Source organism: Pantoea phytobeneficialis (assembly GCF_009728735.1).
Lineage (GTDB): Bacteria > Pseudomonadota > Gammaproteobacteria > Enterobacterales > Enterobacteriaceae > Pantoea > Pantoea phytobeneficialis.
This window is the reverse complement of record NZ_CP024637.1, coordinates 477,006-490,656: the sequence shown is the minus strand read 5'-3', so window position 1 is coordinate 490,656 and position 13,651 is coordinate 477,006. Positions and strand designations below refer to the sequence as shown.

Genomic DNA, 13,651 nt, shown 5'->3' with positions numbered 1-13,651 from the left:
CAGAACAACCACCCTGTCAATATCCAACAGGGTGGTGGCATTCATCAAAACGACATCGTCACCCCAGCATAATAAGCCCGACCTGGCTCGTTATAGGTGGATGCGCCATCATTCTCACGATAAACCCGCTTATCAAACAGGTTGTTAATACCCGCGTTGGCACGCAGATTTTTGGTGATAGCGTAATTTACGTTCAGACCAAAGATAGAGTAGGGGCTGATTTCACGATTAGAAATGGCACCGGACTCGTTACGAATCTCAGCGTACTGGCGCGGTTTCTGACGACCGTACTGTGTCCAGTTGATATTGGCGTCCAGTTTGTCCGTGACCTGCCAGTCCAACTGCGAGTTGATGGTGAATTCCGGGATCACCGACAATGGGTTACCGGTCTTCTTACTTTCCGAACGGAACATATAGGTAGCGTTGGTACGCCACTCCAGCGTATCGTCGATCACCGGAATTGTCAGGTTGCCTTCCAGACCTTCAACAATGGCTTTGCCACCGTTTTCCCAGCGCAACACATTGTATCCGTTTGAGGTGTAGCCCACTGCCTCGTCACCCGCGACGATTTTATTTTTATAATCATTGCGGAACCAGGTAATACCGGCGGTGTAACCGTCATTATGGAACTCGATCCCGACTTCTTTATTGACGCTGATTTCAGGATCGAGATTTTCATTACCTAATAAATAGCAGCTTCCGGTAGAGATCCCCACCGGGCAGCCGTTGCCACGGGTCGAGAGCAAATAACCCTCCGTTGATTGATACAGATTCGGTGCTTTAAAGGCGCGAGCGATACCCGCTTTCAGGGTGAAATAATCACCCAGCCCCTGAGAAATATTCAGGCTCGGGCTCCAGTTAGCACCAAATTTATTGTGATAATCGAAACGCAGGCCGGGAATCACCTCAGTACTGTCGGTGGCGGCGATGTTATCTTCAAAATAAAGCGAACTAATGGTGGCGCTGTTTTTACTGCTGCGTGAGGCTGGGTCACCCGAAACGCCATCAATAATCACACCTGATGCATCGGTCGCGCTCATGGAAGCGGGGTCATTCAATTCATCACGATTCCATTCGGCACCCAATGTCATGGTTTGATCAACCAGCAATTCAACCGGGAAGTTAATCTCACCCCCCGCGCGATAACTTTCGAGACGGCTGGTTGCGTAGTCATTGCTGTTGATCATCCCTTCAACGCGACCGGTCGAACCTTCCTGCAAGCGGGTGTTGTTGGTCTTCTCATAATTAAAATTGAGCTTAGACGTACCCCAATCCCAGATGCCGTTGTAAGTTACACCATAACTCTGACGATACATGCGGTTGGTTTCATCACCATAAAGTGACTCGACCAAACCATTCGGACTGATATTGCCGTTGCTGTATTGCGTATCACCCGCATAAATATTGCCCTGGCGGCTATAGCCATAGCTGAAATCAACAATTTGTAGCGGGGTGATTTTCCAGGAAAACACCGTGTTGATGTCTTTATTACGCACACCTTCTCGGCCTGCCGCGTTGGAACCGTTTTCCGCGGTATTGATGTTGTAAGCGTCGGCATCCGTTTTATTGATGTTGCCATACAAACGCATGGTCAGCGCATCTCCGGCTAACGGTCCGCTCAGGCTGAAGTTGGCGCGCTTAGTCGCACCTTCTTTATCATCTTCCGGCTGATTGGTGAACAATGACAATGAGCCGTGCCAGTCGTTAGTCGGGCGTTTGGTAATGATATTCACCACGCCACCCGCCGCTCCTGAGCCGTAGCGTGATGCTGCCGGACCACGGATGACTTCAATGCGCTCAACCATTTCAGCGGGCACCCAGTTGGTATCACCGCGTGTATCTCGCTCGCCGCGCCAGCTATACCGTACTGAGTTACGCGAGGTGACAGGGACACCATCAATCATAATTAAGGTGTTCTCTGGTCCCATGCCACGAATATCGATCTGACGGTTATTGCCCCGGCTGCCACTGGCGCTGTTACCGGTGAGATTCACGCCGGGCATCTTACGAATAATGTCGGACAAATCGTTAACCGGCGGACTTTTCTGGATGTCTTCCGCCGTGATGGTTGAAACACCCGGCTGTTGCTTCAATTCCTCTTCCGCCGTGACGATCATTGATTCATCGTCAGCCAGTTTTTCGGTTGGCTCCTCATTGGCAGCATAAGCTGACGTACTCAGCAGGCTGGCCAAAAACAGCGCGACAGGTCGCTTTTGGCTACATCTGGTTACATTCACTTAAGATTTCTCCCTGATATGTTAACGTTTGTAAGCAAATGCGCATGATAATGAGAATAATTATCATTGTATATATTGAGTAAGGAATCTCCCTGATTTCTCCTTAATTGCTTAACATTCGTTCGATTCGCATCAGGGGAGGGGTATTTAATTACAACATACTGAAGGATGGGGAAATTCCCGGCGTTGCTGATAAATATCGCGCTGTTCTGAGTCAATTGTGCTGCGGAGAAATTTTATCAGGCACTCACGGTTATTGGGTGATGGATGTTTGTCCTCACGCGTTTTGCAATCGCTTAGAAAACATGGTTATGTCTAAGAATAAAAAGAGAGGTGAGTGCTGCATTTGTAGCCCATTGATTCTCTGCCAAAATCCCTGTAATTCCGCTGCTGACCACAACTTCGTGTCTCCTCCGACTCACTGAAAAAGTCTATTGCCAGATTTCGGCAATAGATATCTGTTTTTCGCATTTGTGATCCCTGCATATATTCACAGAAAATGACCACGGGACATTACGAGGATGAATAAACCCGTAAGGCACAAAATAAATGTGGCTTATGAGGTGAACAATACATCGCTACCTCCAATGCCTTTTCCCGCTGGGGAAACATTTTAAATATCAGGAGAAAGGTTCCAGTGAAATTCGCAAAAGGAATGACCCTTTTCGCACTTGCTCTGAGTGCGCACACCACGTTTGCCGCTGAACAATCTGTTCCCACCGACAGCTCAGTCCATGTTAAAGCCGATCCGGCGCTGAAAAGCCTGTTACCTGCGGATATCGTGAAACGTGGCTACATTGTTGCCGGAACCAACCCCAACACGCCACCGACCACCTTCTATAAAGAAGACAACAAAACTCTGGCCGGTCGTGAAATCGACATTATGAATGCGGTAGGTGAGCGCCTCGGTATCCCGGTGCACTGGCAAGATACCGGTGGCTTCGACAACATCATTCCTGGCCTGAAAACCGGTCGTTATGATGTCGCGCTCTCCAACATCAACGCGACTAAAGCGCGTACTAAACAGGTAGATTTCGTCAGCTACTACAATGCCAGCCTGCTTGGCATCATCTCGCAGAAAGACGCCAATATCGCCCCTTTCAAATCCTTTGATGCCGTGTGCGGCAAAGAAGTGGGGGCGGGTTCTGGCACCACTCAGGTAACCCGTCTGGAAGAAGCCAGCAAAGCTTGTGAAGCCGCGGGCAAACCGCCAATCAAAGTTTCGGTCTTCCCGGACCGCCCGGCTGGTGTTCAGGCGGTGGTGAGTGGACGCGTGCCGATGTTCCTCGGTCCGTACGAAGGTCTGCTGTGGCAGGTTAAAGTCATCAAACCTTTGACCATGAGTGGTGAGATCAGCGTAACCGACTACCCGGTTTCCGTTGCCTTCCCGAAAGAGTCTGAACTGGAACCGGCTGTCCAGGCGGCCCTGAACTCATTAATCAAAGATGGTAGCTACAAGAAAATCCTCGACAACTGGGGGATTGGATTTGGTGCTGTGACCGAAGCTAAACGCAATGACGAGATCTTTAAATGAGTGATTTTCAGGACCACACCGACGATCTGAAAATCGTCGGCAAACGCTACTACGGACGCTGGCTGAGTGCGCTGGTGGTACTGTTGTGCGTCGTGGCGATGGCGCACTCCATGATCAACAACCCGCGTTTTGAATGGGGGGTGATTGCGGAGAACTTCACCGGCCCCTCCATTTTGCAGGGCGTCTTGATGACGCTGCAACTTACGGTGATATCCGTGGTGCTGGGTTTTGCCTTCGGTACGGTATTGGCGTTGATGCGTTTGTCATCCAATCCGGTACTGGTCGCGGTGAGCTGGGCCTATACCTGGTTCTTCCGTGGTGTGCCCATGCTGGTGCAGCTGTTTCTCTGGTACAACATTGCGGCGCTCTATCCCAAAATTTCGCTGTGGATTCCGGGACTGGGTGAGATCTGGAGCGCTCAGTCCAACTCGCTGGTTAGCCCGTTCAGTGCGGCAGTGATCGCGCTGGTAATGCATCAATCCGCTTATGCGGCAGAAATTGTTCGCGCGGGCATCCAGAGCGTAGGTAATGGTCAGCTGGAAGCGGCCCGTGCGTTGGGTTATCGTCCGGCGCAGATCTTCCGCCATACCGTCCTGCCTCAGGCGATGCGCGCCATTATGCCGCCAGCGGGTAACGAAATTATTGGTCAGTTAAAAACCACGGCGGTGGTTTCAGTTATTTCGCTACAGGATGTGTTGTTTTCCGCGCAGATTATTTATCAGCGCACCTATGAAGTGATCCCGCTGCTGCTGGTCGCAACGTTATGGTATCTGCTGATGACCTCGGTCCTGTCGATAGGACAATATTATGTCGAGCGCTATTTTGGTCGCGGCGTGACACGTCGTGAGAAACGCAGCCTGTGGCAGTCGCTGCCACGTTTTTCTGCCACCAAGACCGAAAGGAGCGTGAGCAATGGCTGAGGCAATCGCACTGCGTAAGGTGACCAAACGTTTCTCCGGTGTCACCATCCTGGATGAAGTTAACCTCGATATTCCGGCGGGTTCGGTGACGGTGATCCTGGGTCCCTCCGGTTCCGGGAAATCGACGCTGTTGCGTTGTATCAACCATCTGGAAAAGCTGGATGGCGGTACCATCCGTATCGGCGGCGAAATGGTGGGATACAAGCAGAAAGGTCAGGCACTGCACGAGCTGAGCAGTAGCGCGATTGCGCGTCAGCGTGCGGAAATTGGCATGGTATTTCAGCAGTTTAACCTGTTTCCACATCGTACCGTGTTGCAGAACATCATCGATGCCCCGATGCGCATCAAAAAGCAGAGTCGCCAGCAGGCTACCAGCAAAGCGCTGGCGTTGCTGAAACAGGTGGGCTTGTCGGGTCGTGAAGATGAATGGCCGCAGAATCTATCTGGTGGTCAGCAGCAACGCGTGGCGATTGCCCGTGCGTTAGCGATGGACCCTGGTGTGATGTTGTTTGATGAACCGACATCCGCACTCGACCCCGAACTGGTGGGTGAGGTGTTGCAGGTGATCAAACAGTTGGCGCATTCCGGCATCACTATGGTGATCGTCACGCACGAAATTGGCTTTGCCCGTGAAGTGGCCGACAACATTGTGTTTATGGAAGGTGGCAAAATTGTCGCCGCTGGTCCGACCCAGCAGGTACTCGACGACCCGGAAAACGGGCGCGTGAGAAACTTTATTGCAACGGTGCTTTAAGCACCGTTTTTCTTTTTTAGCCAGGAACAATGATGACGCAGAAACCAGTCATGCACAGCGCACACTGGGGAGCTTTCCATGCTCAACAGCAGGGCGATCAACTCACCATTGAGCCATTCCACCGCGATCCCGATCCCAGCCCGTTGTTACAAAATTTCCGTCACGCCCTCAGCCATCCGGCGCGCGTGGCGCGTCCGATGGTACGTCGTGGCTGGCTGGAAAATGGCCCCGGACCGGATCAACGCCGTGGTAACGATGAGTATGTTGCCGTCAGTTGGGAAGAAGCCTATACCCTGGTGGCAAACGAATTAAAACGTGTTGGCGAAAACTATGGCCCGGAAGGCATTTTTGGTGGTTCTTACGGATGGTCGAGCGCGGGGCGTTTCCACCATGCGCAAAGCCAGGTACATCGTTTTCTCAATACCACCCTGGGTGGCTATGTACGCTCGGTTAACAGCTACAGCTCCGGCTCGGCGTCCGTGCTGTTGCCACATATCGTGGGCGATATGAACGAGATTGCCCGCCGCGGCGTAAGCTGGGAAGAGATTGCCCAACACAGCGACGTGGTGCTGGCGTTTGGCGGTCTGGCGCTGAAAAATTCACAGGTGGCCAGTGGTGGCCTGAGCGAACACACCGAACGTGGCTTTATGCAGCAGGCGGCACAACGCGGCACGCGCTTTATCTCCGTCAGCCCATTAAAAAGTGATTTACCGGATGAAGCTCAGGGTGAGTGGCTGGCGCTACATCCTGGTACTGACGCGGCGTTTATCCTTGGCGTGCTTTCGGTACTGATTGCGGAAGGCTTGACCGATGAAGCCTTCCTCGCCCGCTACACTGTCGGCTGGCCGCAGATGGTGGCGTATATTCGCGGCGAAGAGGATGGCACGGTACGAGATACGCATTGGGCGGCGGCGATTTGCGGTGTTGATGCGGCGTTTATCGCCCAATTTGCCCGTCAGTTACAGGGTAAACGTGTGTTGGTAACGGTGGCGCACGCCTTGCAACGTGCCGAACATGGCGAACAGCCGGTGTGGTTGGGTTTGGTGCTGGCGGCGGCATTGGGGCAACCCGGCTTGCCCGGCGGCGGATACACCTACGCCCTCGGCGCACTCGGTCACTATGGTAAGCATCATAACCTGGTCAGCTTCCCGGCGTTGCCGCAGGGTAAAAATGGTATCGACCGCCTGATCCCGGTGGCGCGCATCGCCGATATGCTGCTCAACCCCGGCACGCAGTTTGATTACAATGGCCGTCGCCTGACCTATCCCCATATCCGCCTCGCTTACTGGGCGGGCGGCAATCCGTTCCACCACCATCAGGATCTGGCGCGCTTACGCCAGGCGTTTTGTCAGCTGGATACGTTGATTGTCCATGAAATTGCCTGGACGGCCAGCGCCAGACACGCCGACATTGTGTTGCCCGCCACCATGACGCTGGAGCGCGAAGATATAGGTGGAGCACCAACCGATCGCCATCTCTTCGCCATGCAACCCGTGGCGCAACCTTATGCTGAGGCGAAAGATGATTACGCGATTTTCAGTGAACTGGCACGCAGGCTGGGCCGGGAAGAGGCGTTTACCGAAGGACGCGATACGCGCGGTTGGTTGCAACATCATTACCAGCAGTTGCAGGAAAAGCTTGCGGCGCATCGGGTCACGGTCCCAACCTTTGAGCAGTTCTGGCAACAGGGCGTTGTGGAGTTGCCGCAATTGAAGGACGGCGGGCGCATGATCAACGCATTCCGCGCCGACCCGGATGCGGCACCGCTGCCGACGCCGAGCGGAAAAATCGAAATCTACTCGGCCACCATCGCCAGTTTTGATTATGAAAACTGCCCCGGACACCCGGTATGGCGCGAACCACAGCAACAACCGAACGATGAACATCCGTTCTGGCTGATTGCCAATCAACCCGCCACGCGTCTGCATAGCCAGTTGGATTTTGGTGATTACAGTCTGAGTGGGAAACGTGATGGCCGGGAAGTATGCAGCCTGAATCCGCAGGATGCGTTGCGGTTAGCCATCAATGATGGCGACATTATCGAGTTATACAACCAGCGGGGACATGTGCTGGCCAGCGCGCGCGTCACCGATACCATCATGCCGGGCGTGGTCCAACTACCGACGGGAGCCTGGTACGATCCGGTTGATCCCACCGCTGAGCGGCCGTTGTGTCGTCATGGGAATCCCAACGTGCTGACGCTGGATATTGGCACCTCGTCATTAACTCAGGGCTGTAGCGGGCAAATTACCGTGGTGCAGGTCAGGAAGTATGCCGGGGAACTCACGCCGGTACAGGCATTTATTCCGCCGTATTGCTAACCCATCCGTAACGGCGCGCGATAAATCGCGTCGGATATTTTGATCACGTAGCGGCGCGATTTATCGCGCTGTTACTTGATGACAGGCATCTATCCCCGCAACACGTCTGCCAACGCCTGCAAATCTGCTGACGTCTTTAACTCACTGCTTTGCCACAACAAAGCCTGGCGTTCTGCCGTTTCCTGCCTCAGCGCCAGACGCAGTTTGCCCGCCACATCTACCGCATCGGCCAGCGATTCCTGCCGGGTACGACGCTGACGCAGTTGCATGCCGTTTTTCAGTGACAATGTCACTTCATGAAAGCGCAGCGCCGGGTTAATTGCATCCGGTGGGGCGGATTCATCTGGCGTACGCCGTACTTTTGCCGCCAGCGGCATCACGTTATGGTTGAGGTCGCCTTCGGCAAAATCCTCCAGACGCAGGTCGTCATACATCAACATTGCGGCGATAACATATTCGAGGCTGAAGCGTGCCTCGATGCCGTTGGCTGGCACTTGTATCGACGCCGCAATATCGCCACCCGGCGGGAACGCGACGCTAATATCGACGATGTTATCCAGCAATGCCTCCAGCGGTTGCCCGCTTGCCAGCCACTCCTGCCTTAATAAGCGCGCAGCCTCGGCGGCACTGTGAGTCCCGGCACAGGTCGGGAAAGGTTTGAACTCCAGCCCCGGGGTGATGATACGCCAGGGAGTGCCCCAGTTTTCTGACAGCTTTTCCGGCTGTGCCTGACCGTTGCTGCTGGCCGCGAGGAAAGCCTCAAGCACGCCATCCTGTTTGCCATCGATTCCGGCCAGCGTCAGCTGCGCCGCTGCAACAGCCCGTTCCGCCGCAAATCCGGCGTGCAACGGTTTAATGGCAGAACCAAATTGCGCCCGTAAGCCGCTCGCCTGGGTGGCGGCAATGCCCAACAGGGTCGCGGTTGCGGCGACATCCAGCCGCAGAAAACGGGCCAGCGCGGCAGCCGCAGCGAGGGTGCCAAGCGTGGCGGTGTTGTGATATCCCAGCGCGTAATGTTGCTGACTGGCCGCCAGACCGAGCCGTCCGGCTACTTCCACGCCGATGGCGTAAGCATCGAGGAACTGCTCAGGCGTGGCTTGTGGCTGGTGCTGATGCCAGGCAAACAACGCCGGCAGGATCACCACGCTGGGATGGCCACGAAAATCAGCATGGAAATCATCGTAATCCAGCGCATGGCTGGCATAGCCCAGTAACAACGCCTGGGAACGGATGCTGCCATCGCCGTAAACGGTGCGCAGCGCCGGTAAGCCGCTGTCCGGTACCTGGCCGCGTAGCACCGGCCAGCTCACCGCGAGGAAATCACGTATGCCTTCGCGCGCTTTGGTCTGCGCCAGGTAATCGGGTTGGCTGTGAACAATACGTTCTGCCAACGCGCGTGTGAGGGTCATGGCTGTGGCTCCAGGCTGAGCAATGCGGCCACGGCCAGATTTGCCAGGTAACGCGACGTCGGCAGCAACACCTGATCGTTGATGCGAAATGCCGGATGATGCAGCGCATAAGGCTCACCGGTGCCAATCATCATAAAGGCGCCGGGTAATTGCTGTTGATAGAAGGCAAAGTCTTCGCCAATCGGGCTGGCTTCCACTACGCGGGCTTCAAAACCGCTGGCGCTGGCCTGCTGTAACGCAAAATCGGCCCAGTACGCATCGTTGACCACCGACGGCGGCCCCGCATGCCAGTTAAATTTCACCACTACGCCAAAGGCGGCACCGATTCCCTGCACGATTTCGCGAAAACGCTGCTCCAGCCGTTCACGGGTGGTTTGCGAAAACGAACGCACCGTGCCTTCCAGCCAGGCGCTGTCGGGAATCACATTCCAGGTGCTGCCACTGTGAACCTGGGTAATCGACACCACGGCATTATCAGCCGACGGGGCGTTACGGCTGATCAGCGTTTGCGCCGCCGCGATAATCTGCCCGGCGACGATGATCGGATCGTTACCTTCATGCGGTTTGGCAGCATGGCTGCCGGTGCCGGTAATGGTGATATCAAAACGGTCCACGGCGGCGGTAAGAGGTCCGGCTTTGCTGCCAATGACGCCGGGCGGCAATGAAGGATCGTTATGGATGCCGAAAATGGCCACAGCATCCTGCAATGCGCCAGTGGCAATCACGTCCGGGGCACCCTGGCCCGTCTCTTCCGCCGCCTGGAACAAGATACGCACGCGGCCGGGAAGGGTGGCTTCCTGCTTTTTAAGCAAAATTGCTGCGCCCAGCGCGGCTGAGCTATGGAAATCATGACCGCAGGCATGCATGACGCCCGGTCGTTCGGAACGAAAACTGACGTCAGATTGTTCTTCAATCGGCAGGGCATCGATATCGGATCGCAGCACTATCAACAGCCCCTGTTGCGGGCCGACTTCAGCCACCAGGCCGGTTTTCAGCGGCAAATCGAGAATGCGAATCTGATGGTGTTCCAGTTGCTGGCGCAGACGCGCGGTGGTTTCGAATTCCTGGTTAGACAGTTCTGGAAAACGGTGCAATTCCTGGCGGAAAGTGACGAGATAGTCACCCAGCGCGGATTCATCAATGGTACTCATGCCTTGTTCCCTTGTTGTGATGCCTGGCGCGTCAGCCAGGCATCATGTGCGCTTTCATCCAGCACTTTCTTCATATAGAGCGTGATATGACCTTTACCCAGGTCGGTGGTATGCATCGGCTGGAAGCCACGCTTCAGGTACATTTCCTTTAACCACGGATGGCTGATGGCGGTCCCCAACGATACCGCTGGGGCGCGCAACTGACCGATGATGATCTCCTGCTCCAGCCAGTCCTGAATCTTGCGACCATATTGCTGACCGGGATAGTTGGGATGCGCGCCAAACCAGCCAATATGCGGCAAGCCAAACGGACCGGGTAGCGGTCCCCACGGATAGCGGATGGTAATGGAAGAAACCATTTCGCCATCGGCATATAACCCATACACCCCGTGGCTTTGCAGATGACGCAGCGTTTTTTCAAGATCGGCGCTGGCGGCATCGAATTTTATTCCCAGTGCTTTGGTGGACGCGTAAGCGGCATGCATCAGCGCCTGGTAAGTTTCAACTTCGTCTTCTCTGACCTGGCGAAAATCGAGTTGCATAGTATTCCCCGGAAAAACCGCCCTGTTGGCGTTTAAGGCGGCGCGATTTATCGCGCTGGTCTGCGATTCGCGCGATAAATCACGCCGCTACGAATTTATGGCAACGCGCATGATAATTAAGGCACGCGTGAAGGGTAATGAGATTAACAGCAAAGGCTATGCGCGCTATATCTAAAAAATAACTAAGCTAATGCATATTTGTGAAAATGAAATCACCGCTTTTTTATTGCTTAAATCCTTATTTACCGTAGTATGCAGAAAGCATACAGCGCTATAACAAATTCGCATTAACTCTCTGTAACAACTCAATTTTATCCGTTATAGCCTTTCTTTTTATCAGGGTAACGCCGTGTTAGCGATTAAATCTCCGCGCGCCTATGCGCATGAGGCGGGCCTGCGCGCACGCGCTGGTGAGTTTATTAAACCTTACGCCACACATATCCGTATCTTCACTTCTCCCAACGCCTGGCAGGCGGTGAACCCAGAATTAACCACCAGCCTTGAGGCGCATGGCATTCGCTGGCAACTGGAATATCTGCACGGTGAATGCACCGATGACGCCATCGCCACCTTGCAACACAATGTTGAGCAGCAAGGCGCGGAACTGTTGTTTGCCATTGGTGGTGGTCGCGTGCTGGATGCCGCCAAAGCCGTTGGCAGCCAGATGCCGGAATTGACGGTGATTAATTTCGCCACGCTGGCCGCCACCTGTGCCGCCTGGTCGCCGGTCGCGATTATCTACACCCCGGAGGGCGGGCATGTTCGCAGCCAGCCGCTTGGCAAAATGCCTGAACTGGTGCTGGTAGATAGTGAGGTGATCGCGCGCAGCGACGCCCGTTATCTGAAGGCGGGTATTGTTGATGCGCTGGCAAAATACTACGAATTCCGCCCTTATCAACGCCACAACCCCGACGACCTGGCGCTCGATCTCAAGGTGATGACCGCGTTACGCGCACTGGATACCTTTCGTCAGTTTGGCGCTGAGGCGGTGGCCGCCAATCAGCAGCAGCAGGTCACCCCGGCGCTGGTAAAAGTCATTGATGCCAATATCGTGCTGGCCGGGCTGGCGAACAGCGTACGCGACGTGCTGCCCACCCCAGGTTTTGCTCACGCCATTCATAATCGCCTGACCCACCAGCCGGAGCTGCATCACTGGCTGCATGGCGAAAAGGTCGGCTACAGCCTGCTGGTTCAGTCGCTCATCGAACATGATGGCGTACCGGATGCTGAATTGCTGGCGCTGTTGCGTCAATACGATATGCCGCTGACGCTGGCTCCGCTAAGCGGCGATCGCGCTGAGCGTATTCGTGCCATCGCGCAGCAAATTAAATTTCCGGCCGCCAGTGCCGAACGTCTGCCGTTTAGCCTGTCCGCAGAGACGCTGGAACAGGCGTTGCTGGCAACCGACAACGCATTTTAAGCGTGCGCTGCGGCGCACATTTTCTCTTTTACAGACCAGGACATCTTTTATGGACAGCGCAACTTCATCTCGTCGCCTGCGACTCGGCCTTTTTGTACAACCCGTTGGTCAACACGTCAGTGGCTGGCGTCTGACGCAGCAACTCGGCGATCCGACCGATATCGACTGGCTGATCACCATCGCGAAAAAAGCGGAAGCAGGCAAATTTGACCTGTTTTTTGTTGGCGATGCGTTGGCGACCAGTATGTACCGCCTGCCTTCCACTATGGCACGCCTTGAGCCGTTGACCATGCTGTCAGCCCTCGCGGTCAATACCAAACGCATCGGCCTGGCGGCAACGGCGTCCACCACTTTTAGCGACCCGTTCACTATGGCGCGCAGCTTCTCCTCGCTGGACCATATCAGCCGTGGTCGCGCGGCGTGGAACGTAGTGACCTCTTTCTCCACCGACGTTGCGCGCAACTTTAGCCGCAGCGATATGCCAAATCACGCTGAGCGCTATGCGCGGGCGCGTGAGTTCCTCGAAGTAACTTACAAATTGTGGGAAGGCTGGGAAAAAGATGCGGTGCAGCCAAACAAAGCCACCGGCCAATATTTTATTGATGACAAGATCCAGCCGATCAACCACGAAGGCGAGCATTTCCAGGTTCAGGGGCCACTGAACATCACCCGTTCGCCGCAGGGGCGTCCGGTGATTATCGAAGCCGGTTCCTCTGCCGATGGTCAGAAGCTGGCGGCGGAAACCGCCGAAGTAATCTTCACTGCGGCAGCCAGCCTGGAAGAAGCGCAGACATTCTACCGTTCGCAGAAAGATCAGGTGATTGCCGCCGGACGCAACCCGGACCATGTGGTAATTATGCCGGGCGTGATGCCGATTGTCGGTCACACCCGTGAAGAAGCCAAAGCGCTGTGGAAAGAGTTGAACACCCTGGTGGATATCGAAAACGGTCTGCGTCAGCTCTCCCTGCGTTTCAGCATGGATCTGAGCCAGTATCCGCTCGATGGTCCGGTGCCGGAAGTGCCGCTGGGTGAAGGTAACCAGAGTCGCGTCAAGCTGATGACCGATATGGCGAAGCGCGAAAACCTGACGCTGCGCGAGCTGGCCGCGGTTGCTGCCGGTTCCCGTGGACACCGCGTGATTGTCGGCACCGCCGAAGATATCGCCGATGACTTCCAGCTGTGGCTGGAGCAGGGGGGCGCGGATGGCTTCAACATCATGCCAGCGATTATGCCGGAGCAGCTTGACCTGTTCGTTGAACTGGTGATCCCGGAGTTGCGTCGTCGCGGCCTGTTCCGTGATGAGTATGAATTTGCCACCCTGCGCGAAAACCTCGCCCTGCCTGTGGTGTAACGACTGGAGAAC

General features: G+C 55.0%; 10 protein-coding genes. 6 read left to right on the top strand and 4 right to left on the bottom strand.

The window, feature by feature from the left end; translation table 11 throughout:
- Positions 1-44: 44 nt before the first annotated feature.
- Complete coding sequence (locus tag CTZ24_RS22485) at positions 45-2,237, bottom strand: TonB-dependent siderophore receptor (protein WP_208725818.1); 2,193 nt, start codon at positions 2,235-2,237, stop codon at positions 45-47.
- 655 nt (positions 2,238-2,892) lie between these two features.
- On the opposite strand from CTZ24_RS22485, the gene CTZ24_RS22480 reads away from it, so the two are divergent.
- The 4 genes from CTZ24_RS22480 to CTZ24_RS22465 are packed head-to-tail and all read left to right on the top strand — an operon-like array spanning position 2,893 to position 7,766.
- Positions 2,893-3,771, top strand: coding sequence for an ABC transporter substrate-binding protein (locus CTZ24_RS22480; RefSeq protein ID WP_208726612.1), 879 nt, complete (start codon positions 2,893-2,895; stop codon positions 3,769-3,771).
- Entirely contained in the window at positions 3,768-4,691 is a 924-nt protein-coding gene (locus CTZ24_RS22475; protein ID WP_208725817.1) for an amino acid ABC transporter permease, read from the top strand. The genes CTZ24_RS22480 and CTZ24_RS22475 overlap by 4 nt, the downstream gene beginning before the upstream one ends.
- Positions 4,684-5,445 (top strand): amino acid ABC transporter ATP-binding protein, encoded by a 762-nt coding sequence (locus CTZ24_RS22470; protein ID WP_208725816.1) that lies wholly within the window; start codon positions 4,684-4,686, stop codon positions 5,443-5,445. Before CTZ24_RS22475 ends, CTZ24_RS22470 begins: the two co-directional genes overlap by 8 nt.
- A gap of 32 nt (positions 5,446-5,477) precedes the next feature.
- The gene (locus CTZ24_RS22465) at positions 5,478-7,766 is read left to right on the top strand and encodes a molybdopterin-dependent oxidoreductase (protein ID WP_208726610.1); all 2,289 of its coding nucleotides are present in this window, start codon (positions 5,478-5,480) and stop codon (positions 7,764-7,766) included.
- A gap of 89 nt (positions 7,767-7,855) precedes the next feature.
- Here CTZ24_RS22465 and CTZ24_RS22460 read toward each other — a convergent pair whose 3' ends face one another.
- From CTZ24_RS22460 to CTZ24_RS22450, 3 genes are read right to left on the bottom strand one after another with little or no spacing between them, the layout of a single operon-like run.
- A complete protein-coding gene (locus CTZ24_RS22460; RefSeq protein WP_208725815.1) occupies positions 7,856-9,175 on the bottom strand; it encodes an MmgE/PrpD family protein in 1,320 nt (439 codons plus the stop codon).
- Positions 9,172-10,326, bottom strand: coding sequence for an amidohydrolase (locus tag CTZ24_RS22455; protein WP_208725814.1), 1,155 nt, complete (start codon positions 10,324-10,326; stop codon positions 9,172-9,174). Before CTZ24_RS22455 ends, CTZ24_RS22460 begins: the two co-directional genes overlap by 4 nt.
- Entirely contained in the window at positions 10,323-10,868 is a 546-nt protein-coding gene (locus tag CTZ24_RS22450) for a GNAT family N-acetyltransferase (protein WP_208725812.1), read from the bottom strand. The genes CTZ24_RS22455 and CTZ24_RS22450 overlap by 4 nt, the downstream gene beginning before the upstream one ends.
- Positions 10,869-11,217: 349 nt before the next feature.
- Between CTZ24_RS22450 and CTZ24_RS22445 the strand changes: the two genes are divergently transcribed.
- On the top strand, positions 11,218-12,288 hold the full coding sequence (locus tag CTZ24_RS22445; RefSeq protein ID WP_208725810.1) for an iron-containing alcohol dehydrogenase family protein: 1,071 nt from the start codon (positions 11,218-11,220) through the stop codon (positions 12,286-12,288).
- A 49-nt stretch (positions 12,289-12,337) separates the two neighbouring features.
- Positions 12,338-13,639 (top strand): LLM class flavin-dependent oxidoreductase, encoded by a 1,302-nt coding sequence (locus CTZ24_RS22440; protein ID WP_208725807.1) that lies wholly within the window; start codon positions 12,338-12,340, stop codon positions 13,637-13,639.
- Positions 13,640-13,651: the final 12 nt, after the last annotated feature.

Coding starts and splice junctions, on each gene's coding strand:
- CTZ24_RS22480 (WP_208726612.1), top strand. CDS start 2,893: ATGACCCTTTTCGCACTTGCTCTGAGTGCGCACACCACGTTTGCCGCT.
- CTZ24_RS22475 (WP_208725817.1), top strand. CDS start 3,768: ATGAGTGATTTTCAGGACCACACCGACGATCTGAAAATCGTCGGCAAA.
- CTZ24_RS22470 (WP_208725816.1), top strand. CDS start 4,684: ATGGCTGAGGCAATCGCACTGCGTAAGGTGACCAAACGTTTCTCCGGT.
- CTZ24_RS22465 (WP_208726610.1), top strand. CDS start 5,478: ATGACGCAGAAACCAGTCATGCACAGCGCACACTGGGGAGCTTTCCAT.
- CTZ24_RS22460 (WP_208725815.1), bottom strand. CDS start 9,175: ATGACCCTCACACGCGCGTTGGCAGAACGTATTGTTCACAGCCAACCC.
- CTZ24_RS22455 (WP_208725814.1), bottom strand. CDS start 10,326: ATGAGTACCATTGATGAATCCGCGCTGGGTGACTATCTCGTCACTTTC.
- CTZ24_RS22450 (WP_208725812.1), bottom strand. CDS start 10,868: ATGCAACTCGATTTTCGCCAGGTCAGAGAAGACGAAGTTGAAACTTAC.
- CTZ24_RS22440 (WP_208725807.1), top strand. CDS start 12,338: ATGGACAGCGCAACTTCATCTCGTCGCCTGCGACTCGGCCTTTTTGTA.